16 protein-coding genes and 1 tRNA gene are annotated in these 21,771 nt (G+C 72.6%); 11 read left to right on the top strand and 6 right to left on the bottom strand.

Translation table 11 applies throughout. The features are described from left to right. Nucleotides 1-15 precede the first annotated feature (15 nt). The gene (locus DCW30_RS05275) at nucleotides 16-1,599 is read left to right on the top strand and encodes a vWA domain-containing protein (protein WP_076686281.1); all 1,584 of its coding nucleotides are present in this window, start codon (nucleotides 16-18) and stop codon (nucleotides 1,597-1,599) included. Nucleotides 1,600-1,734: 135 nt separating this feature from the next. On the opposite strand, the gene lacZ is transcribed toward DCW30_RS05275, so the two are convergent. From lacZ to DCW30_RS05260, 3 genes are all read right to left on the bottom strand, one after another. Further along, the gene (gene lacZ / locus DCW30_RS05270) at nucleotides 1,735-4,959 is read right to left on the bottom strand and encodes a beta-galactosidase, LacZ type (protein WP_076686282.1); all 3,225 of its coding nucleotides are present in this window, start codon (nucleotides 4,957-4,959) and stop codon (nucleotides 1,735-1,737) included. 140 nt (nucleotides 4,960-5,099) lie between these two features. Next, on the bottom strand, nucleotides 5,100-6,917 hold the full coding sequence (locus DCW30_RS05265) for an arabinofuranosyltransferase AftB family protein (protein WP_079250136.1): 1,818 nt from the start codon (nucleotides 6,915-6,917) through the stop codon (nucleotides 5,100-5,102). 113 nt (nucleotides 6,918-7,030) lie between these two features. Continuing rightward, nucleotides 7,031-7,507: an SCP2 sterol-binding domain-containing protein gene (locus tag DCW30_RS05260; RefSeq protein WP_076686283.1), complete on the bottom strand. Its 477-nt coding sequence runs from the start codon at nucleotides 7,505-7,507 to the stop codon at nucleotides 7,031-7,033. A gap of 158 nt (nucleotides 7,508-7,665) precedes the next feature. Between DCW30_RS05260 and DCW30_RS05255 the strand changes: the two genes are divergently transcribed. Further along, nucleotides 7,666-9,588, top strand: a complete 1,923-nt coding sequence (locus DCW30_RS05255; RefSeq protein WP_076686284.1) for an AMP-dependent synthetase/ligase — start codon at nucleotides 7,666-7,668, stop codon at nucleotides 9,586-9,588. Nucleotides 9,589-9,666: 78 nt separating this feature from the next. Here the strand turns inward: DCW30_RS05255 and DCW30_RS05250 are convergent, their stop codons facing one another. After that, complete coding sequence (locus DCW30_RS05250) at nucleotides 9,667-10,101, bottom strand: VOC family protein (RefSeq protein ID WP_103557481.1); 435 nt, start codon at nucleotides 10,099-10,101, stop codon at nucleotides 9,667-9,669. Nucleotides 10,102-10,389: 288 nt separating this feature from the next. Between DCW30_RS05250 and DCW30_RS05245 the strand changes: the two genes are divergently transcribed. Further along, nucleotides 10,390-10,923 carry a hypothetical protein gene (locus DCW30_RS05245; protein ID WP_241743509.1) on the top strand — a complete coding sequence of 178 codons (534 nt, stop codon included), beginning with the start codon at nucleotides 10,390-10,392 and terminating at the stop codon, nucleotides 10,921-10,923. 58 nt (nucleotides 10,924-10,981) lie between these two features. Here DCW30_RS05245 and DCW30_RS05240 read toward each other — a convergent pair. Beyond that, a tRNA-Arg gene (locus DCW30_RS05240) sits at nucleotides 10,982-11,054 on the bottom strand. Nucleotides 11,055-11,324: 270 nt separating this feature from the next. On the opposite strand from DCW30_RS05240, the gene DCW30_RS05235 reads away from it, so the two are divergent. The 7 genes from DCW30_RS05235 to DCW30_RS05205 all read left to right on the top strand — a co-directional run bounded on the left by DCW30_RS05235 (nucleotide 11,325) and on the right by DCW30_RS05205 (nucleotide 20,223). Next, the gene (locus DCW30_RS05235; RefSeq protein ID WP_076686287.1) at nucleotides 11,325-13,034 is read left to right on the top strand and encodes a dynamin family protein; all 1,710 of its coding nucleotides are present in this window, start codon (nucleotides 11,325-11,327) and stop codon (nucleotides 13,032-13,034) included. Nucleotides 13,035-13,038: 4 nt separating this feature from the next. Beyond that, nucleotides 13,039-14,841: a YfjP family GTPase gene (locus DCW30_RS05230; protein ID WP_076686288.1), complete on the top strand. Its 1,803-nt coding sequence runs from the start codon at nucleotides 13,039-13,041 to the stop codon at nucleotides 14,839-14,841. 192 nt (nucleotides 14,842-15,033) lie between these two features. Beyond that, nucleotides 15,034-15,456: a single-stranded DNA-binding protein gene (locus tag DCW30_RS05225; RefSeq protein WP_076686289.1), complete on the top strand. Its 423-nt coding sequence runs from the start codon at nucleotides 15,034-15,036 to the stop codon at nucleotides 15,454-15,456. Between the two features lie 374 nt (nucleotides 15,457-15,830). Further along, nucleotides 15,831-17,294 (top strand): TQXA domain-containing protein, encoded by a 1,464-nt coding sequence (locus DCW30_RS05220; protein WP_373569094.1) that lies wholly within the window; start codon nucleotides 15,831-15,833, stop codon nucleotides 17,292-17,294. Nucleotides 17,295-17,427: 133 nt separating this feature from the next. Beyond that, entirely contained in the window at nucleotides 17,428-19,092 is a 1,665-nt protein-coding gene (ettA, locus tag DCW30_RS05215; RefSeq protein WP_076686291.1) for an energy-dependent translational throttle protein EttA, read from the top strand. 7 nt (nucleotides 19,093-19,099) lie between these two features. Then, nucleotides 19,100-19,540 carry an acyl-CoA thioesterase gene (locus tag DCW30_RS05210; RefSeq protein WP_076686292.1) on the top strand — a complete coding sequence of 147 codons (441 nt, stop codon included), beginning with the start codon at nucleotides 19,100-19,102 and terminating at the stop codon, nucleotides 19,538-19,540. Then, the gene (locus DCW30_RS05205) at nucleotides 19,537-20,223 is read left to right on the top strand and encodes a DUF8010 domain-containing protein (protein WP_076686294.1); all 687 of its coding nucleotides are present in this window, start codon (nucleotides 19,537-19,539) and stop codon (nucleotides 20,221-20,223) included. Before DCW30_RS05210 ends, DCW30_RS05205 begins: the two co-directional genes overlap by 4 nt. 45 nt (nucleotides 20,224-20,268) lie before the next feature. Here the strand turns inward: DCW30_RS05205 and DCW30_RS05200 are convergent, their stop codons facing one another. Further along, nucleotides 20,269-20,682 (bottom strand): globin, encoded by a 414-nt coding sequence (locus DCW30_RS05200; RefSeq protein WP_103557483.1) that lies wholly within the window; start codon nucleotides 20,680-20,682, stop codon nucleotides 20,269-20,271. Between the two features lie 113 nt (nucleotides 20,683-20,795). Between DCW30_RS05200 and DCW30_RS05195 the strand changes: the two genes are divergently transcribed. Continuing rightward, a complete protein-coding gene (locus DCW30_RS05195) occupies nucleotides 20,796-21,761 on the top strand; it encodes a methyltransferase domain-containing protein (RefSeq protein WP_076686296.1) in 966 nt (321 codons plus the stop codon). Nucleotides 21,762-21,771 lie beyond the last annotated feature (10 nt).

Raw genomic sequence — 21,771 nt, 5'->3', positions numbered from 1 at the left:
ACGCGAGGGGGACAGATGCGGAACCGGAAGACACGGCACGGGCTGCTCGCCGTGGCGCTGGCGGGCGGGCTCCTGCTGACCGGCTGCAACAGCGGCGGCTCCGCCGGGATCGACCGCGCGGCCGACGGGAAGGGCAGGCAGCGGGCCGACGGCGCCGCACCCCTCCCCGCCCCGGCCCCCGACTCGCCCGAAGGCGGCAAGGGCGACGCGGCCACCCCCGGCGGCCGGGACGACCCCCCGGCCGCGCCCGACCACCTCTCCACCTTCGCCCTCGACGTCGACACCGCCTCGTACGGCTACGCGCGCCGCACCCTCGCCGAGGGACGCCTGCCCGACCCGGCGACGGTCCGCCCCGAGGAGTTCGTCAACAGCTTCCGCCAGGACTACCCCCGGCCCGACGGCGACGGCTTCTCGGTCAGCGTGGACGGCGCCCGCGCCGGGGACGACGGCTGGTCCCTGCTGCGCGTCGGCCTCACCACCAGGGGCGATGACGGGGAGTCCGCACGACCGCCCGCCGCCCTGACCTTCGTCATCGACGTCTCCGGGTCCATGGCGGAGCCCGGCCGCCTCGACCTCGTCAAGGAGTCGCTCGGCATCATGACCGACCGGCTGCGCCCCGACGACTCCGTCGCCCTCGTCACCTTCAGCGACACCGCCGAGACGGTCCTGCCGATGACCCGCCTCGGCGACACCGGGGCCGGCCGGAGCCGCGTCCACACGGCGATCAGCGGCCTTGAGCCCACGCAGTCCACCAACCTCGAAGCGGGCATCACCACCGGCTACGCCACCGCCGTGGCGGGCAAGGAGCGCGGCGCGACCAACCGCGTCGTGCTGCTCTCCGACGCCCTCGCCAACACGGGCGAGACCAGCGCCGACGGCATCCTCGACCGCATCTCCGACGCCCGCCGCGAGCACGGCATCACCCTCTTCGGGGTCGGGGTCGGCAGCGAGTACGGCGACGCCCTGATGGAGCGGCTCGCCGACAAGGGCGACGGCCACACCACGTACGTGTCGGACCCGGAGGAGGCCCGCGAGGTCTTCTGCGAGCAGCTGCCCGCCCATGTCGAGCTGCGGGCCAGGGACGCGAAGGCGCAGGTCGCCTTCGACCCGGAGACCGTGGAGCGGTTCCGCCTCATCGGCTACGAGAACCGCGCGGTCGCCGACGAGGACTTCCGCGACGACTCCGTGGACGGCGGCGAGATCGGCCCCGGCCACACGGTGACCGCGCTGTACGCGGTCCGCGCGAAGCCGGGGGCCGAGGGGCATCTCGCCACGGCGCGCGTGCGCTGGCTCGATCCGGAGAGCCGGGCCCCGCGCGAGGCGTCCGGGCGGGTCAGGGCGGCCGACCTGGAGGGGACGCTGTGGCGGGCGGACGGCGGCCTTCGAACGGCCGCCGTCGCCGCGTACTTCGCGGACGCGCTGCGGGCTCGCGGGGGCGGTGCGCACAGCTCGGCCGGGGGCGCCGCCCCGCTGCCGGGGGCGCCGTCGCTGGCCGAGCTGGCGCGGCGCGCGGACGCGTTGCCGGGCGGGGGCGAGCAGGTGCGGGGTCTGGCCGACGCCGTGGACCGGGCTGTCCGGCTCACCGGCGGAGCCGGGTGACCGCATCCGGTCAACCTCCGCCCGCCTCCGTCCTCCGCCGTCCGTCCCCGTCCGCCTCTGCCCGCCTCCGCCCGCCGGTCCTTCGTGGCCGGGCGCGCAGTTCCCCGCGCCCCTTGCGGGGCCCGGCTGCCCCTCCTAGCGGGGGCCGGCCGGGCGCAGGCGGTAGGCGTACGTGTACGTGCGGCCCGCGTGGAGCAGGTACTTCTCCTCCGGGGGCGCTCCCCAGGAGTCGTTGCCGCCCACGCCCATCTGGCGGTGGTTGACGGCCAGAGAGGTCTCCGCCCGGCGCGTCACCTCGTGCGGGTGGGCCGGTCCCTCCAGGTCGGCGGGGGTGTGGTGCAGGGCGCTGAACTCCAGGAACGGCTCCCCTTCCGCCGGGTCGGCGCGGACGTCGAGGCCGTCGCCGGAGCGGTCGGTGAGCGTGACGCGGCGTACGTCGGTCTTGTTGCCGGTCTCCTGGGGCCGCAGGTAGGGAGCGACCTGCTCGTCGACGGTCGAGCGGTAGCGGCCGATCAGGGCCCCGGACTTGCGGTCCTGGTAGTTTTCGTGCGGCCCGCGCCCGAGCCAGTCCAGGCGCTCGAACCCCTTCGGCAGCGTGAGCAGCGCCCCCACCACCGGCAGGTCGGGCAGCCCGTCGGCGGCCTCCAGGGTGTGCCGGACCCGCACCTCGCCGTCGCCGCGGACGGTGAACACGGTGCGCCAGGCGGACGCCTTCGGCGCGGTCGGCAGCGTGGCGCGCACCTCGACGGTGATCTCGCCGGGCGCGGGCTGCGCCGTCTCGACCCCGGTGATCTTCGCCTTGGCGCCCGCCTCGCGCCAGGTCGCGGCCTGCTGCGGGTACTTGCGGCCGATGTCGTTGTCGGTCGGCGCACGCCACAGATGCGGCACGGGCCCGCCCGCGAGCAGCAGCCGCCCCTTGACCTTGTACGAGGAGAGGGTCCCCGTGGCCTTGGAGAGCACCAGCTCCAGTGCGCGCCCGGTGACCCGCACCTCCTTGTCGTCCTCGTGCAGGTCGAGGCGGGGGAGCGTGCCGGGGGCCGGATCGGCGGGGGCGGGCGCGTGCGGGTCCAGGGCGAACTGCTCCACCGCCACGGTGTGCCCCGCCGGCGCCCAGTTGGCCTTCTTCCGCAGCACGAGGGCGACGTTCAGCCAGTACTCGGCTCCGGGCTCCGGGCGCGCGGGCTCGTCGTACGGGACGCGGACCGTGCCGGAGGCGCCGGGCGCCACGTCAGGCGCGGCCAGGGTCCCGTGCTGGATCTCCTCGCCGTCCCGCGTGACGGCCCAGCGCAGCTCGTAGGCGTCAAGCGCGGTGAAGAGGTGCTTGTTGGTGACGCGGACCGACCCGGCGGCGAGGTCGTCCGCGGCGAAGGCGACCGGCTGGTACACCTTCTTGATCTCCATGATGCCCGGGTGGAGCGCACGGGTGGAGGCGACGAGTCCGTTGCCGCAGAAGTTGCCGTCGGTGGGGTAGCCCGGCTTCCAGTCCTCGCCGTAGGAGAGGTAGGTGCGCTTGCGGTCGCCTGGTATGGGGAGCCGGATGTTCTGGTCGCACCAGTCCCAGACGAACGCGCCGTGCAGGTTCGGGTACTTCTCGAAGATCTCCCAGTACTCGGGGAGGTTGCCGCTGCTGTTGCCCATGGAGTGGCAGTACTCGCAGAGCATGAACGGCTTGGGCTCCCCCGACCTGCCGTACTTCTCGACGCCCGCCGGCTTGGTGTACATCTCGCTGTGCACGTCGGCGACGGAGTTCATGCCCTCGTAGTGCACGGGCCGTGAGGCGTCGCGGGCGCGCACCCAGTCGGCCATGGCCTCGAAGTTGCCGCCCTGCCCCGCCTCGTTGCCGAGCGACCAGATCACGACGCTCGGGTGGTTCTTGTCCCGCTCGACCATGGACCGGACGCGGTCCACGCAGTTGTCCGTCCATTCGGGCAGCGAGCCGGGGAGCCGGTCGCGCACCCCGTGCGTCTCCAGGTTGGTCTCGTCGATGACGTAGAGGCCGTACTCGTCGCAGAGCTCCAGCCAGCGCGGGTGGTTCGGGTAGTGCGAGGTGCGTACGGCGTTGATGTTGTGCCGCTTCATCAGCAGCACGTCCTGGAGCATCACGGACTCCGGGACCGCCTGCCCGTGGTCGGGGTGGGACTCGTGCCGGTTGGTGCCGCGGAACATCACGGGGCGGCCGTTGACCGTCAGCTTGCCGGGGCCGAAGTCCACCTGCCGGAAGCCGACGCGGGTCCGCTGCACGTCGACGGCCCTGCCGGAGTCGTCCCGCAGGGTGACGACGAGGGTGTACAGGTGCGGCTGCTCGGCCGACCAGAGCGCGGGCCTCTTGACGTCGGCCGTGAGGCGCAGGGGTTCGCCGGGCACGGCGTCGCCGCGCAACCGCCCGCCCGGCACGACCCGGCCCCGGGCGTCGTGCAGCACGGCGTCGACCCGGTGCGCCCGCTCCTTGGCGCGCCGCTCGCCGCCCCGGTCCCGCACGGTGACGGCGACCGACAGCACGGCGTCGCGGAACGCCCCGTCGAGGTCGGTCCGCACCTCCAGGTCCTGCACGTGCGCTTGCGGCACGGAGTACACGTACACGTCACGGAAGATCCCGGACAGGTCGATCATGTCCTGGTCCTCGAGCCAGCTCCCGTCGGACCAGCGGTAGACCTCCACCGCCAGGGAGTTGGCGCCGGAGCGCAGGTGCTCGGTGACGTCGAACTCGGCGGGGGTGTAGCTGTCCTCGCTGTAGCCGACCTTCTCGCCGTTGACCCAGACGAAGAAGGCGGACTTCACGCCCTGGAAGGAGAGCAGCGTGCGGCGCCCGCGCCAGTCGCGCGGCACGGTGAAGGCGCGGCGGTAGGAGCCGACGGGGTTGAAGCCCCGCGGCACGTCGGGGAAGTCGGGCTTGTCGTAGCCCTCCCACGGATACGTGATGTTCAGGTAGATCGGGTGCGGGTAGCCCTCGATCTCCCAGTTCGACGGGACGGTGATCCGGTCCCAGCCGCTCACGTCGTAGTCGTCGGCCTCGAAGCCGGCCGGCCGCTTCTCCGGGTTCTCGGCCCAGTGGAAGGCCCACCGCCCGTTCAGCGAGCGGTAGTAGGGCGACTTCGTCAGCTCGCCGCGCAGGGCGTCGGCGGTGGAGGCATACGGGACGAGGCGGGCGCGGGCGGGTTCCCTGTTGACCTGGAAGACGCGGGGGTTGGCGTTCCACTCGGGCTTCTGCGCGGCTCCGGGTGCGGCGGCCGGGGCGGCGGCCGCACCGGTGGCTCTCCCGTGCGCGGCGAAGGCCTGTTTCTGCGCGGCGAAGGCGGCCCAGCCCGCCAGCGCGGTACCGGTGACGAGGAGGGAGCGGCGGCTCGGACGGTGTTCGCTCATGCGGCAACTCCGAACGGAAGGCAACAAGAACCATCAGCATCAGACGCAATCGCGCACAGCACAAGACCCGTGCAAGCCATGCGGAACGCCTGCGGAGCACTCCCTCGGCAGGGGTGTCTCCGCGGCCGGGTGGCCTTCGGTCAGCCCCGCGGCCCGCACGCCTGCCGTTCCGCGCGCACCGGATCGTTGGAGAACCGGAAGGACGTGCGCTCCACGGCCCCCGTCAGATTCCGCCAGAACCGCCCCGCCGTCATCGGCGCCCGCGTGGCCGCCCGCAGCTCCGCGAACGGCCCGCAGCGCAGGGCCCGCCGGGCGGCGTCGACGCGGGCGGGGTCCATCCCCGGGGGCAGCGCGCCGGGCACGCCGCGCTCGGCGACGATCCACTCGTCGGGGAGCCGCTTGTCGTGGCCCACGCGGCCGTCGAAGCTCTCGGAGTGGGCGGCGAGGGGATAGGCGAGCCCGATCGGGTCGAGCGCCGCGCCGGAGAGGGGGATGACGGTGCCGCTGAAGCCGAGGGTGTTGTAGACGCCCGTCACACCGGGCCGCGCGGCCGGCACGGCGGTGTGGGCGAGGAGCAGCGCGCGCTCGCCGGTGAGATCGCCCCGCCGCGCGCTCTCGCGGACCAGCCGGGCGTACGCCATGTTGCCCGGCTGCCCGGCGAAGTCGTGGCGCACGGGATGGGCCGCGGCGTTCTGGCGGACGTACACGCCGCGTTCGTCCGCGATCCCCTGCGGGCCGATCCGCCCCTCGTAGGGCACCCGCAGGAGCGCCGCGCAGGCCACGGCCCAGATCGCGACCCCGGCCGCCGCGATCGTCCACGCGCGCGTGAGGGGCACGAGGAAGACGGGCAGCAGCATCAGGAACAGCCCCGGCAGGAACATTCGCCCGTGCATGAAGTCGCCGCCCACCTTGATGACGTACAGCCAGCACAGGGCGCCCGCGGCCAGCGGCGCGGCCACCGGCACGAGCTGCCCGGCGCGGGCGGCGGCCAGCCGGGCGATGGCCCCCCGCCCGCGCGCCGAGAGGCGGACGGCGGGCCCCCGCCCGCGCACGGGCAACCGGACGGCGGGACCTCGCCCGTGCGCCGGAAGGTAGGTCAGCGCCGCCGCGACGATGATCAGCAGCGGCAGCCACAGGACGTAGGGCCCGGCGAAGTCCCGGAGGTAGTCGAGGCCCCGTCCCCACAGGCTCCGGGACGCCTCCTTGGTGACGCCGGGCAGCGGCATCAGATGCCCGTAGTACCCCATGCGGAAGACCTCGTACGCGACGGGGAGCGCCCCCGCGGCCCCCGCGCCCGCGCACACGCCCCGCCACGAGGGGCGCGCGATCACCCACTGTCCCGCGAGGAAGACCGCGGACACCAGCGCCAGGTCGGGCCGCACGAGCGGCCCGAGGCCGAGCACGGCGCACGTCACCAGGGACCGGGGCCGCGCGACGAGCGCGAGCCAGGCCCCGGCGATCCAGCAGGTGGCGAGGCCGGTCTCCAGGCCGGAGGTGGCGAAGTCCCACACGGGCGGCAGCGCGAGCGGCACCAGCGCCCCGCAGGGCAGCAGCAGGCGGGCCCCGCCGTGCAGCCGGAGCGCCGCGAGACCGGCGAGCGCGAAGCCGGCGGCGGTGAGCAGCAGCCCGCCGTACACGGCCGACGCGGCGATGTCGGCGCCGGGCGCACCGGCCACCACGAGCAGCCACTGCCACAGGGTCCCGGTGGACGACTCGGCGCGCTCCCCGGCGTTGAAGACGGGCCCGTTGCCGGCGAGGACCTGCCGGACGGTACGCACGTAGATGTGCCCGTCGTCCGACATCCACCGCCGCTGGAACCCGGCGACGGCGACGACGAGGGCGGGCAGCAGGCAGAGCCCGACGCGCGCGACCCCACGCCACCGCGAGCGCCCCGCATCCCCGGGGCGCTCGGCGGCGAACCGCGCTGGACGGACACCGGAGGAGTACGTAGACGTCATGCACGCTACATCGGCGCAGGTCAGTCGCGGCTTGAGTCGACGGGGCCGGGGGCCGGGGCCGGGGCCGGGGGAGCGGAGGCCGGGGGAGTCCGCCCGCGCCTTCGGTCGGTCGCCTACGCCTTCGGTATGTCGAAGTACCGGGTGAGGCAGGCGGCGAGCGCGACGTCCCCCACGATCTTGACCTTGCGGAGCATGAAGAGCTTGACGGGCCCGACGTTCCCGGAGACCAGCTTCAGGAACTCGGGGTCGGCGAGGACGAGCGTGAGGCGCGGATCGGCGTCCGAGCGCCCCTCGCGAACGGCGCAGGCGCCGTCGGCTATCGCCGTCTCGTACACGGCGTCCTCGTTGTCACCGCTGCCCGTGATCCGCCAGCGGATCAGCGCCTTGAGCGAGCCGGCCGCGTCCGGCCTGAACTGCCGCTCCACGCGGCCGAAGACCTCGCGCAGGACGCGGGGGCGCAGTGCGCCGTCACGGGCGATCGCGGCGATCTCCTTGTCGGAGAGCTTCTTCACGAGGCGGGCGAACTCCTCGGGGGTGACGCTCGCGAAGTCGAGCCCAGCGATCTTGCGGACGCCGTCTGTCACGGCCATCTCCTCACTCGAAGGTCAACCTGCTGTTGAACCTGCCCCGGCCCATTGAACCGGCACCGACCGGACCCATTGAACTTTCCTTACGGGTGAGTAAGTTGACCCTTGAGTAAGTACCCGGGGCCCGCCGGGAGTCGAAGAACCGCATATCGGGAGCCGTCATGGGCGTACGCAAGGATCTGCGCAGGGCACAGCGGCACGGCGGTCTCGCCGAGCGCGCGAAGGCGGAGCTGGTCAGGGACGGGGACGGCGCCGTACGCGAGGTCCGCGTCCCGGCCCTGGCGACCGGTGCGACGACGGGCAGCGTCGCCGACATCCCGTTCACCAACGCGTTCGAGGCGCCGGACGCCGTGGTGCTCCGCCGCAAACTGGGCGGCCAGTGGCATCCGGTGACGGCGGCGGCCTTCGCGCGCGAGGTGACCGAGGTGGCGAACGGCCTGGTGGCGACGGGCCTCGAACCGGGCGGCAGGGTCGCGCTGATGTCGCGTACGCGCTACGAGTGGGCGGTCGTCGACTTCGCGATATGGGCGGCGGGCGGAGTGACCGTGCCGGTCTACGCCACGTCGTCGGCGGAGCAGATCGAGTGGATCGTCCGCGACTCGGGCGCCGCCGTGCTCATCGCGGAGACCAGGGAGAACGCGGTCACGGCGGAGGAGGCCTGCGCCGCCCTCGACGCCCCGCCACGCGTCCGCTGCCTCGACGGCGGCGCGATGACGGAACTGACGGAGGCGGGCCGGGGGATTCCCGACGAGGAGGTGGCGAAGCGTCGCGACGCGCTGACGGCGGACTCCGTGGCGACGCTCTGCTACACCTCCGGGACCACGGGCCGCCCCAAGGGCTGCGTCCTCACCCACGGCAACCTGCACGCGGAGGCCGCCAACACGGTCGAACTGCTGCACCCCGTCTTCAAGGAGATCACCGGCCAGGTGGCCTCCACGCTCCTCTTCCTGCCGCTGGCGCACATCCTGGGCCGCTCGATCCAGATCGCCTGCCTGCTGGCCCGCATAGAGCTGGGCCACTGTCCGAGCGTCAGGCCGGACGAACTCCGCCCGGAGCTGCGCGCTTTCCGGCCCACGTTCGTGGTCGGCGTGCCGTACCTCTTCGAGAAGATCCACGACACGGGGCGCGCGACGGCGGAGAAGATCGGCCGGGGCGCGTCCTTCGACCGGGCGGAACGGGTGGCGGTGCGGTTCGGCGAGGCGCAGCTGCACAGGCTCCTGTCCAGGGACGCGCCGGGCCCGTCCCTCGGCCTCCGGCTCGGCTGGGCGCTGTACGAACTCCTCGTCTACCGCCGTATCCGCAAGGAGGTCGGGGGCCGGCTGCGCTACGCCATCAGCGGCGGCTCGCCCCTCGACCGCGACCTGAACCTCTTCTTCTACGCCGCAGGAATTGTCATCTACGAGGGCTACGGCCTCACCGAGACCTCGGCGGCGGCCACCGTCACACCACCGCTGGGGCCGCGCCCCGGCACGGTCGGCCTTCCGGTGCCGGGCACGGCCGTGCGCATCGCGGACGACGGCGAGGTGCTGATCAAGGGCGACACGGTCTTCACCGCCTACTGGAACAACCCGGAGGCGACGGACGCCGTGCTGCGCGACGCGTGGTTCGCCACCGGGGACATCGGCGTCCTGGACGACGACGGCTACCTCATGATCACCGGCCGCAAGAAGGACATCATCGTCACGTCGGGCGGCAAGAACGTCTCGCCCGCGGTCCTGGAGGACCGTCTGCGCAGCCGGGCCCTGGTGGGCCAGTGCATCGTGGTGGGCGACAACCGTTCGCACGTGGCCGCGCTCGTCACGCTGGACCCGGAGGCGGTCGCCCACTGGCTGACGGTCCGCAAGCGTCCGAGCGACACCCCGCCGGCGGAACTCGCGCGGGACCCGGAGGTGCGGGCGGAGATCCAGAAGGCGGTGGACCACGCGAACGCGGCGGTCTCGCGGGCGGAGTCCATCCGCGCCTTCGCCATCGTCGACGGCGACTTCACCGAGGCCAACGGCCTCCTGACCCCCTCCCTGAAGATCAAGCGCCATGCGGTGACGGAGGCGTACGCGCGGGAGATCGAGGAGCTCTACGGACGGTGAGAGGGGCTCTGGCGGCGACGAGACGAGCTCCAGGGGCGGCGAGACGAGCCCTACGGGCGGGGAGCGGGCGGCGCGGGCTCAGTCAATGCAGAACTCGTTCCCCTCGATGTCCAGCATCGGGATGCACGACTCGTTCTCGTCATCGGCGTACAGCGTGCGCACGTGAACCGCGCCGAGTGCGACCAGCCGCGCGCACTCGGCCTCGAGCGCGGCGAGACGTTCGTCCCCCACGAGCCCGGTGCCGACCCGTACGTCGAGATGCACCCGGTTCTTGGCGGACTTGCCCTCGGGGACGCGCTGGAAGAACAGCCGCGGGCCCGCACCGGAGGGATCACTGCAGGCGAACCACGCGTCCCGCTGCTCGGGCGGCTGCGAGCTGTTGAAGTCGTCCCACGTGGCGAACCCCTCCGGGGGCGGCGGCGCGACGTACCCGAGCACCTCGCACCAGAAGCGCGCGAGGCGCTCGGGTTCGGCGCAGTCGAAGGTGACTTGGAACTTCTTGATCGACATCACCCGGTCACCGTATCGGCGCCCGCCGCTGACGGAAACTCCCGGGACGCGGCCCGTCCGGCGCCGGACTTCACGGCCCAGCCACTGTCATGTCACGAACGTGTCTTGAACACGATCAAGGCGCAACGGGAGTGATCATTTCCGCCATCTGGGAGGACAGAAAGCAACACGGGTGAGCCGGCGGACGCACTTCCGCCCGGCTCTCACCCACCGCCCGCTCCCCACGAGCGAGAGCCCCACGCAGAGGACAGAGGCAACAGCATGCGCACTCGGAAGATCTCGGTACTGACCATGACGGCAGTGGCCCTCGGCCTGGCCCTGACGGCATGTGGCAACGACGGCGGCGCCGACACGTCCTCCTCCTCTGCGAGCAGCTCGTCGTCGGCGGCGAAGAACCCGTCGAAGTCCGACGCCGCGGAGGGCAAGTCCTCGGGCACGTCCGCCGAGTCCGACACGAAGTGCACGGACCAGCGCGACTACGCGGGCGACGCGCGCTCCAACGCCGAGATCAACTCCATCGGCGAGAACACCGGCACGTGCCCGCCGGTCCAGAAGGCGCCGTCCGACACGAAGCCGTCCGAGACGAAGTGCACGGACCAGCGCGACTACGTGGGGGACGCGCGCTCCAACGCCGAGATCAACTCCATCGGCGAGGAGTCCGGCACCTGCCCGCCGGTCCAGAAGTCCGGCGAGGCGTCGGGCACGCCGAAGGACCCCGGCACGAAGTGCACGGACCAGCTCGACTACGCCGGCGACGCGCGCCCGAACGCCGAGATCAACTCCATCGGCGAGAACACGGGCACGTGCCCGCCGGTCAAGAAGTGACGCGGGGCCCCGGACGAAGCACGAGAGGCCGACGTCACCGCGGGTGAGAGGCGGTTTGCGCCCCCGGCAGGACTCGAACCTGCGGCCAAGCGCTTAGAAGGCGCCTGCTCTATCCACTGAGCTACGGGGGCCTGGTGTGGCCGGGTGGCGAAGGGGATGGATGTGGGGGGCATCCGTGACCTTGCCGGGGACAAGGATAGGGGTTTCGAGTCCGTGTCCCTGGTGCTCCGCCTCCGCGCCACGATGTGGAGGTTCAGTGAAGCGGTCCTGATAATCGCAGGCAGGTGCGAATCTCGCATCGCTTTTGGCGTCTCGCGCCACGGGTGTTGTGCACTCGTTATGCCTGCGCCCCGGCCGCCCCTTCCGTCACCCGTGTTCGATCGGCGCGCAGAGCGGGCCATATGCTTCAGAAACCCGATAAAATTGGGCATTCTTCGCATGTGGTGACCTTGGACGTACGGCCTCAATTGCTTGACGCACTCTCCGCCCTGCGCGAGCGTGTCGCCGCCGCACGCTTTCCGCTCCCCCTGGCGGGGGCGCCACGCGCGCGTGCCAACCGTGACGAGCTGCTCGCACAGCTCGACGACTATCTGGTGCCCCGGCTCAAGGCACCCGAAGCCCCCCTGCTCGCCGTCATCGGCGGTTCCACCGGCGCCGGCAAGTCCACACTGGTGAACTCCCTGGTCGGACGGCGGGTCAGCGAGGCGGGCGTGCTGCGGCCCACGACGCGTACACCGGTGCTCGTCTGCCATCCGGACGACCACCTCTGGTTCGCCGGGATGCGCGTCCTGCCCGACCTCACGCGCGTGTGGGTGCCGCAGCGCGACCCCATGGACCCCGGCGTGAACGGCGTGAACGGCGAGAACCGTGAGGAGGACGACGAGGACGACGCCGTACTGGCCCTCGCGGCCGAGGACGAGCGCGCCCTGCGCATCGAGACGGCGCCCAGCCTGCCGCGCGGACTGGCCCTGCTCGACGCGCCCGACATCGACTCCCTCCTCGCGAACAACCGCGTACTGGCGGCGGAGCTGCTCTCCGCCGCCGACGTCTGGGTCCTGGTGACCACCGCGTCCCGCTACGCCGACGCGGTGCCCTGGCACCTGCTCCGCACCGCCAAGGAGTACGACGCCACCCTCGTCACCGTCCTGGACCGCGTGCCCCACCAGGTCGTGACCGAGGTGTCACGGCAGTACGCGGCGCTCCTGACGAAGGCGGGCCTCGGCGACGTGCCGCGCTTCACCGTGCCCGAGCTGCCCGAGTCCGCGGGCGGCGGCGGACTCCTGCCCGCCACCGCCGTCGCGCCCCTGCGCGCCTGGCTCACGCACCGGGTACAGGACCCCGAGGCCCGCGCGCGGGCCCTCACCCGTACGGCGAACGGGGTACTCGCCTCGCTCGACACCCGCATGCCCGAACTCGCCGGCGCGGTGGCCGCCCAGCACGCCGCCGCGCTGCGGCTCACCTCCGCCGTGGACGAGGCGTACGACGCCGAGCACGCACGCGTGCGTGGCCGGTTGCGGGCCGGGGCCGTGCTCGCGGGAGGCGCCCTGAAGCGGTGGCGCAGCTACCCTCTGGACTGCCGGGCGGACGAACTGCTCGACGCCATCTGCGAGAGCCTGGAGGCACTCCTGCTCTGCGCGGTGACCGCCGCCGACGAGCGCGTCGACGAGGCCTGGCGGCGCGAGCCCGCCGCGGGCGCCCCCGGCCTCGCCGACCGCGACCCGTCGATGGAGAACGCCGAGCACCGCATCGGAATGGCCGTCCGCAGATGGCGACGCGTCCTCGAGGAGTACGCCGAGGACGAGGTCCGCGTCCTCCAGAGCGTGGAGAGGAACGCGCTCCCCGACCCCGAGACCATCGCCGCGCTGCTCGCCACCGCCCTCCTCGGCGGCCACCGCGCGCGCGTGGCCGGTGAAGTGCTCGCCGAGCGGATCGGCGCCCAGACCGCGGTGCGGCTGCGCGACCGGGGCGCGCACCTGCTCATCGGCTACCTGGACCGGGTCCTCGCCATCGAGCGGGAGCGCCGGCTCGCCCCCCTGGACGCCCTCGCGGTGCACCCCGAACCCCAGGCGGCGCTGATCGCCGCCCTGTCCGTACTGCAGAAGGAGAGGTGACGCGATGACCGCCGTCACTGATCACACCGAGCACGACGAGCGGGGCGAGCGTTCCGGGAGCCCCGACCGGTTCGCCGAAGGCCCCGAGGAGGCCTGGGACGACGGCCTCATCGCCCGGCGTGTCGCCGAGGGACGGCAGCAGCGGCTCGCGGAGACCGCGGTACGCGCGTACGCCCCCTCCCGGCAGCCCCCCGCCTCGTACGAGGGACCGCTGTGCGACCGGCTCGACGCGCTGCGGGAACTGGTCGGGCTCTCCCGCACCCGCCTCGACGCCGACACTCTCGCCGAGGCGGGCCGTGTCCTCGACGAGTCCGCCGCCCGGCGCGAACTGTCGGGACGGCACACGGTCGTCGCCATCGCGGGCGCCACCGGCAGCGGCAAGTCGACGCTCTTCAACGCCCTCGCCGGCGTGATGATCTCCGACACGGGCGTACGCAGGCCGACGACCGCCGCGCCCCTCGGGTGCAGCTGGACGGACGGCGCGGCGGGCCTCCTCGACCGGCTCGGCATCCCCGGACGGCTGCGCCGCCGCCCGCTCCAGGGGCCCGGCGCGGACGAGCTCAAGGGCCTCGTGCTGATCGACCTGCCGGACCATGACTCGGCGGCCGTCGAGCACCGCGAGCACGTCGACCGCATCCTGGGGCTCGTCGACGCCGTCATCTGGGTCGTCGACCCGGAGAAGTACGCCGACGCGATGCTCCACGAGCGCTATCTGCGGCCCATGGCAGGGCACGCCGAGGTCATGTTCGTGGTGCTCAACCAGATCGACCGGCTGCCCGGCGACGCCGCCGACCAGGTCCTCGACGACCTGCGCCGGCTCCTCGACGAGGACGGCCTCGCGCTCGGCGAGCACGGCGAACCGGGCGCCACGGTCCTCGCGCTCTCCGCGCTCACCGGCCAGGGCATGGAGGAACTGCGCGAGTCGCTGAGCCAGTTCACCCGGGCGCGGTCCGCGGCGGCCCGGCGCATCGCCGCCGACCTGGACGCCGCCGCGGAACGACTGCGTCCGGTGTACGTGGCCGGGGCGTCCACGGGCCGCAACCGGGGGCGCATCGGGCTCAGCGAGGAGGCGCGCGAGGAGTTCACCGACCGCCTCGCCGAGGCCGTGGGCGCCGCCACCGCGGGCGAGGCCGCCGAACGGGCCTGGTGCAGGAACGCGGTCAAGGCGTGCGGTGACCCCTGGCTGCACCTGTGGCGCTGGTACGAGGCGCGGCGCTCGGCCGAGGGCTCGACCGCGCCCCTCGCGCCGGGCCCCGTGGACGAGGAGGTGACGGCTCGCCAGCGCGTGGAGCACGCGGTGCGCGCGGTGGCCGACGAGGCGGCGGCAGGGCTGCCCCAGCCCTGGGGACAGGCCGTGCGCGAGGCCGCGGTGCGCGGCGCCGAGGGGCTGCCCGAGACGCTCGACCTCCTCGCGGTACGGGCGGGCGTGCCCTCGGGACGGCCGCCGAGGCCCAACTGGTGGCCCGCCGCGGTGCTCGCCCAGGCGGCGATGAGCCTGCTCCAGGTGATCGGCGGCCTCTGGCTCCTGGCCCAGGTCATCGGCATCGCCACGCCGAACCTGGGCGTCCCGGTGCTCCTGATGCTGACCGGCATCCTGGGCGGCCCCTGCGTGGAGTGGACGAGCCGCCTCGCGGCACGCGGACCCGCCAGACGGTTCGGGCGCGAGGCGGAACGGCGGCTACGGGAGGCGGCCGCCGGGTGCGGCCGGGCCCGGGTCCTCGACCCGGTGGCGGCGGAGCTGCTGCGCTACCGGGAGGTGCGGGAGCAGTACGTGCGGGTGACGGGGGCGCGGGCGCCCCTGTGGTGACCTCCGGGCGGCAGCCGGCCGGGGAGCCCGCAAGGTGGCCTCTGCCGGCCGGAGCCCCGCAAGGGTGACGCAGTTTTCCACAACCAGTGGGTAGCCCACAGGCCCCAGCGGGATCGGCCCGGCCGGTGCAGTCTGAGAACGCAGCCGCGGAAGGCGCGGCGGAGGCAGCAGCGGACGCACGGGGAGAGCGCGATGAACGAGACGACGGTCACGGTGGTGGGGAACGTGGCGACGACGCCGGTGTACAGGGAGTTGCCGTCGGGACCGGTGGCGCGGTTCCGGCTGGCGGTGACGGCGCGGCACTTCGACGCGGTGAAGAACACCTGGAACGACGGGCACACGAACTTCTTCACGGTGTGGGCCAGGCGCACGCTCGGCGCGAACGTGCAGGCCTCGCTCGCGGTCGACGAACCGGTCATCGTGCAGGGCCGGTTGAAGGTGCGCGACGAGGAACGCGGCGGCCAGCACTGGACGTCGGCCGACATCGACGCGCAGACCATCGGCCATGACCTGTCGCGCGGCACCGCGGCGTTCCGGCGGGTGCTCAAGGGCGACGGGTCGCTGACACAAGCCGCGTCGGCACGCGAGCAGCCGGAGTCGGAGCCGGTGGGGTGACCCGTGGGGTGACCGCCATCCGACGGACCGCGATCCGACGGCCCGTCGGCCAACGAACCGTCGGCCGACGGACCGACCCCCAGCCGACGAACCGTCAGTCGGCGGCCGATGTGCGGCTTATCGGCATTTGCTTGCCATTGATTTGTCGATAAGCCCAGCTCGGAAAGGGTGTTGCGATAACGATTCCGAGTCGGATCGGCCATCGGACGGTATGACCGGGGGGTGCGGTGGGCCCTTTACTTAGGATGCCGAACGTAACTCACGGGGCAGTTGGCAGGAGAGGCCACGCAGGTGGCAGGAGTTCCTGTCTCTTTCAATCTGCTGGCGGGACCACCCCCCTCGTTCTGAACGGGTCCCGCACGGAGGGGAATTCAGTGTTTTCTGCGCGGTCCATACGTAGCGCCTTCGGCAGTGCCGCACACGGCGTCATACGGGGCAGAGGCGTCGCCCGCCTCGCCGCGGTGGCCGCGGCGTCCGGGCTCGTCGCCACGGGCGCGCTGGTCACCGCAGGACCGGCCGCGGCGGAAGGGGCGCCGCAGCACCGGGGCGGGGCGACCGCCACGCTGGGCGGACTGCAGACCTATGACCAGGCCGTCATCCGTGAGAACGGCAGCTCCCAGCGGGTGCCCGCGGGCCTCTTCGAGATGCCCGTCGAGGACGGCGGCACCCTGCAGACCTACTCCGTGGACCTCCACAACCCCACGCGCAAGGACGCCAGTTACCAGGAGACCCCCTGGAGCGGCACCTCGTTGCAGGGCAACCGTGACGCGGGGAAGATCCGCTGGATCCTGCAGCACTCCTACCCCCAGGTGAACGACCTCGCGGCGCTCGCCGAGAAGGCCGGCGCGAAGTCCCTCACCGAGCAGACCGCCGCGGCGGGCACCCAGGTGGCCATCTGGCGGTACTCGGACCGGACCGAGGTCGAGGCCGTCGACCCGCAGGCCGAGAAGCTCGCCGATCACCTGGAGCGGAGCGCGCGCCACAGCGCCGAGCCGAGGGCCTCGCTCACTCTCGAACCGCCCGCCGTGTCCGGTCACCCGGGGGAGCGGCTCGGCCCCGTCACCGTGCGGACCGACGCGGAGGCGGTGACCGTGACGCCGCCCGCGGACTCCGTGACGAGCGGGGTGAAGATCGTCGGCAAGGACGGCAAGCCCGTGAAGTCCGCGGGCAACGGCACCCGGCTCTACTTCGAGGTGCCGAAGGACGCCCCGGACGGCACGGCCGCGCTCTCCGTCCAGGCGTCGACCACCGTGCCGGTCGGCCGGGCGTTCACCTCCGAGTCCCGGAGCCAGACGCAGATCCTCGCCGGCTCCAGCGAGTCGACCGTGTCGGCCTCGGCGACGGCCGACTGGGCCACCGAGGGCGCGATACCCGCGCTGTCGGCGGTGAAGAACTGCGCCAAGAGCGGCGTGGACATCACGGCGAGCAACAAGGGCGACCAGCCCTTCACCTTCCACCTCATGGAGGCCGAGCACACGATCGAAGCGGGCACGTCGCAGACCGTGACGATCCCGCTCCAGGAGGACCAGGCGTACGACTTCACGATCCAGGGCCCCAGCGGCTTCGAGAAGCGCTTCACGGGCATGCTCGACTGCAGGACCGAGGGCGCCGCGATCGACACCAAGGCCCACCCGGCCAACGAGCCGCGCCCCGCGTCGGCGGGCGGCACCACGGGCATGGGCGGCGGCGACCTGGCCGAGACCGGCAGCTCCGGCGACACGCCGCTGATGATCGGCGTCGCGGTGGCCTTCGTCGTCCTCGGCGGAGCGGTGGTGTTCCTCCTCCGCAAGAAGAAGGACCCGGCCGGGACGCCCGCACAGGGTTCCACCGAAAAGTAGACGCACAGTAGCCCCACGCACACCGTACGGAAGTGCGGCCCCCGGGCGGAGCCCTATCCGGTTTCCTCCGGGGGCCGGCCGTCAGGCAAGATGGGGTGTATCTGCCCACTCACTGATTGCCGGACGGTTTCTCTTGGCTGAGTACATCTACACCATGCGCAAGACGCGCAAGGCGCACGGCGACAAGGTGATCCTCGACGACGTCACCTTGAGCTTCCTTCCTGGCGCGAAGATCGGTGTCGTGGGCCCCAACGGCGCCGGCAAGTCCACGGTGCTCAAGATCATGGCCGGCCTCGAGCAGCCGTCCAACGGTGACGCGTTCCTCTCGCCCGGGTTCAGCGTCGGCATCCTCATGCAGGAGCCGCAGCTCGACGAGTCGAAGACCGTCCTGGAGAACGTGCAGGACGGCGCCGCCGAGATCATGGGCAAGCTCAAGCGCTTCAACGAGGTCGCCGAGCTGATGGCGACCGACTACTCCGACGCGCTGATGGAGGAGATGGGCAAGCTCCAGGAGGACCTGGACCACGCCAACGCCTGGGACCTCGACGCGCAGCTCGAACAGGCCATGGACGCGCTCGGCTGCCCGCCCGGCGACTGGCCCGTCACCACCCTCTCCGGAGGTGAGAAGCGCCGCGTCGCGCTCTGCAAGCTCCTCATCGAGGCGCCCGACCTGCTCCTCCTCGACGAGCCCACCAACCACCTCGACGCCGAGTCGGTGAACTGGCTGGAGCAGCACCTCTCCCAGTACTCCGGCGCCGTCGTGGCGGTCACCCACGACCGGTACTTCCTGGACAACGTCGCGCAGTGGATCCTCGAGCTCGACCGCGGCCGCGCCCACCCCTACGAGGGCAACTACTCCACGTACCTGGAGAAGAAGGCCGCGCGTCTCAAGGTCGAGGGCCAGAAGGACGCCAAGCGCGCCAAGCGCCTGAAGGAAGAGCTGGAGTGGGTGCGGTCGAACGCCAAGGGGCGTCAGGCCAAGTCCAAGGCGCGTCTGGCGCGCTACGAGGAGATGGCCGCCGAGGCGGACAAGATGCGGAAGCTGGACTTCGAGGAGATCCAGATCCCGCCGGGCCCGCGTCTGGGCTCGATCGTCGTCGAGGTCGAGAACCTCTCGAAGGCCTTCGGCGACAAGGTCCTGGTCGACGACCTCAGCTTCTCGCTGCCGCGCAACGGCATCGTGGGCATCATCGGTCCGAACGGCGCGGGCAAGACCACGCTGTTCAAGATGATCCAGGGCCTGGAGCAGCCGGACTCCGGCAAGATCAAGGTCGGCGACACGGTCAAGGTGTCGTACGTCGACCAGGGCCGCGCCAACATCGACCCCAAGAAGACGCTGTGGGCCGTCGTCTCGGACGAGCTGGACTACATCAACGTCGGCCAGGTCGAGATGCCCTCGCGGGCGTACGTCTCCGCCTTCGGCTTCAAGGGGCCGGACCAGCAGAAGCCGGCCGGGGTGCTCTCCGGTGGTGAGCGCAACCGCCTGAACCTGGCGCTGACCCTCAAGGAGGGCGGCAACCTGCTCCTCCTCGACGAGCCGACGAACGACCTGGACGTCGAGACCCTGTCGTCCCTGGAGAACGCGCTCCTGGAGTTCCCGGGCGCGGCCGTGGTCATCTCCCACGACCGCTGGTTCCTCGACCGGGTCGCCACGCACATCCTCGCCTACGAGGGTGACTCCAAGTGGTACTGGTTCGAGGGCAACTTCGAGTCGTACGAGAAGAACAAGATCGAGCGCCTCGGTCCGGACGCGGCCCGTCCGCACCGCGCCACCTACAAGAAGCTCACGCGAGGCTGAGGCGGCTGTGGCTCGACACGTATACCAGTGCCCGCTGCGCTGGTCGGACATGGACGCCTTCGGGCACGTCAACAACGTCGTCTTCCTGCGGTATCTGGAAGAGGCGCGGATCGACTTCATGTTCCGGCTCGCGCCCGGTGACGGGTCGCCGTCGTTCTCCGGCGGGTCCGTCGTGGCCCGCCACGAGATCGACTACGTACGGCCGCTGGTGCACCGGCACGAGCCGGTCACCGTCGAGTCGTGGGTGACGAAGTTGGGCGCGGCGTCGCTGACCATCGCGTACGAGATCAAGGACGCGGAACAGGTGTATGTGCGGGCCTCGACCGTGGTCGTGCCCTTCGACCTGGAGGCGCAGCGGCCCCGGCGGATCACCGCCGAGGAGAAGTCGTTCCTCCAGATGTACGTGGACGACGGTTCCGACAGCGGCTCGGGGGCGCTCGCCGCATGACCCAGCGGCTCCACTTCGCCGATGCCGGGGAGGCGGCGGACCTCGCCGCCTTCCTGGCCCGGCTGATCCACTACGACAAGGCGGCCGCCGTGCGGCTGCAGGCCGCCGGGGACACGCTCGCCGTGTTCGGGCGGCCGCCGTCGTTCGAGGTGCTCGCGATCCGTACGGCACGGCTCGCCGAGCCGTACGAACAGGGGCTCGACACCGTCCTCGACGTCACCGTCTCGGCGGGAGAGTTCCTGGAGTCCGTGGGCGGGGCCGCGCAGTCGGTCCGCGCGGCGGGCGAAGCCGCCGTGCCGGGGGCCGTCACCGGACCGCCCTGGGCGGGCGTCCTTCCGCCCCGCGGCGGCTGGCGGCCGGAACCGGGGCTTCCGGCCCCGGAGGCGGTGCGGGACCTGGTCCGGGTCGCCGTCACCGAATTCCGTACGCGCGTCGAGGAGTTGCCCGCCGAGCGGCGGGTCCGCGCCGAGCTGGACCGGGTGGGCCGGGAGATCTGGTCCAGGACCATCGGCGGCACGGGCCTGCCCGTGCGGGCCGCGCACGCCGCGCAGTCGCTCGGCTTCCTGCGGGGCGACGCGCTGACGCTGCTGTCCTCGGGGGCGTGGCTCCGGCTGCGTACGGCCTACGGCTCCGTCGCCGTACGCCGGGCGGGTGCGCCGGGGCTCTCCGTCACACCCGCCTGAGTCCGTCCGGGCCACGCCGGGGCGTCGAGGACGTCGACGCCCCTCTCAGCCCTCGGAGTTGACCATGGACGCCGCCGCGTACGTCAGGTAGTTCCACAGCGTCCGCTCGTGCTCCTCGGAGAGGCCGAGCTGGTCGACGGCCGTCCGCATGTGCTTCAGCCACGCGTCGTGCGCCGCCCGGTCGACGGTGAACGGGGCGTGCCGCATGCGCAGGCGCGGGTGGCCGCGGTTGTCGCTGTAGGTGCGCGGGCCGCCCCAGTACTGCATCAGGAAGAGCGCGAGGCGCTCCTCGGCGGGACCGAGGTCTTCTTCGGGGTACATCGGCCGGAGGAGCGGGTCCTCCGCGACCCCCTGGTAGAAGAGGTGCACCAGGCGCCGGAAGGTCTCCTCGCCGCCGACCTGCTCGTAGTAGGTCTGCTCCTGGACCGTGCCGTGTGGGATCTCTTTCACGCTGTCCATGGTCTCAGACGGGGCGGCCGAGTACGGAAGGCCTAGGACCGCCCCGCTGCCGGTCCCGGATCGCCGCCGTCCGGCCGCTCGCATCGGGGGCTCCGGCGCAGCACAGTGGATGTATGGAACCGGATCCCGCACGTGCCGCCGACGCCAGGGCCTCCCTCGTGCGCGAGATCGAGGCGAGCGGGGCCTGGGCGGAGGACCCCGCGTGGCGGGCGTCGTTCGAGGCCGTGCCGCGGCACCTGTTCGTGCCGTACTACTACCTCGGGGCGCCTGGCGGGTACGAACGGCTGTGGTGCGAGGACCCGGACCCCGGGCGCCGGGACCGCTGGCTGAGCGGGGCCTACGCCGACGCCCCGCTCGCCACCCGCGTACGCGACGGAGAGCTGATCTCCTCCAGCAGCCAGCCGTCCCTGATGGCGAAGATGCTGGCGTGGCTGGACGTGCGGGACGGGGCCGACTGCGACGTCCTGGAGATCGGCGCGGGCACCGGCTACAACGCCGCGCTGCTCGCCCACCGGCTCGGCGACGCCCACGTCACCACCGTCGACCTGGACCCGGAGATCACCGAGTCCGCGCGCCGGCACCTGGCGGCCGCCGGCTTCCGCCCGGTCGTGGTGACCGGTGACGGGGCCGCGGGGTGCCGGGAGCGCGCGCCGTACGACCGGATCATCGCCACCTGCACCCTCAGCTCGGTGCCGCGTGCCTGGCTCGCCCAGTGCCGCCCCGGCGCCCGCGTCCTCGCGCCGCTGGCCACCGGCCTGATCGCGCTGACCGTCCGGGACGCCGACCACGCCGAGGGGCGCTTCCTGCACACGCCCGCCTATTTCGTGCCGCTGCGCGGCGGTGACGTGCGCGACCCCTATGAGCGGCGCATCGGCGGACTGCCGCGCGAAGCCCTGCAGAACGAACTCTTCCGGTTCCTGCTTGAGCTGACCGCGGGCAGCCTCGACCCGCACGAGGCGCTCGCGCTGTGGCAGCGCGAGCGGCGGCCGGTGCGCGAGCGCTTCGGGGTGACCGTGCGCGGACCGTACGAGTGGGCCTGGCTCGACGACCCCGAAGGGCCGTACGTCTGGCCGCTGTGACGGTCCGCGT

The sequence above is a fragment of the Streptomyces alfalfae genome (assembly GCF_004127445.1).
Taxonomy (GTDB): domain Bacteria; phylum Actinomycetota; class Actinomycetes; order Streptomycetales; family Streptomycetaceae; genus Streptomyces; species Streptomyces alfalfae.
The sequence above is the reverse complement of the archived record's forward strand: the minus strand, read 5'-3'. Positions and strand labels throughout refer to the sequence as shown.